Source organism: Streptomyces sp. ASQP_92 (assembly GCF_025399895.1).
Lineage (GTDB): Bacteria > Actinomycetota > Actinomycetes > Streptomycetales > Streptomycetaceae > Streptomyces.
The window spans coordinates 1-626 of record NZ_JAODUA010000061.1 but is presented as its reverse complement, the minus strand read 5'-3'; the positions used below and the strand labels follow the sequence as shown (position 1 = coordinate 626).

Here is a 626-nt window from a genome sequence, read left to right as displayed (position 1 = left end):
GCTGGAATGACACGACTTCGGCGGTACGCTTGAGCCCCGCTACATTGTCGGCGCGGAATCACTTGACCAGTGAGCTATTACGCACTCTTTCAAGGGTGGCTGCTTCTAAGCCAACCTCCTGGTTGTCTCTGCGACTCCACATCCTTTCCCACTTAGCGTACGCTTAGGGGCCTTAGTCGATGCTCTGGGCTGTTTCCCTCTCGACCATGGAGCTTATCCCCCACAGTCTCACTGCCGCGCTCTCACTTACCGGCATTCGGAGTTTGGCTAAGGTCAGTAACCCGGTAGGGCCCATCGCCTATCCAGTGCTCTACCTCCGGCAAGAAACACGCGACGCTGCACCTAAATGCATTTCGGGGAGAACCAGCTATCACGGAGTTTGATTGGCCTTTCACCCCTAACCACAGGTCATCCCCCAGGTTTTCAACCCTGGTGGGTTCGGTCCTCCACGACCTCTTACAGCCGCTTCAACCTGCCCATGGCTAGATCACTCCGCTTCGGGTCTAGAGCGTGCAACTCAATCGCCCTGTTCGGACTCGCTTTCGCTACGGCTTCCCCACACGGGTTAACCTCGCTACACACCGCTAACTCGCAGGCTCATTCTTCAAAAGGCACGCAGTCACGAC

At 56.7% G+C, this 626-nt stretch carries 1 rRNA gene; it reads right to left on the bottom strand.

What is annotated here, in order from left to right:
• Positions 1-626, bottom strand: a 23S ribosomal RNA gene (locus tag N4G70_RS36895); the annotation flags it as partial.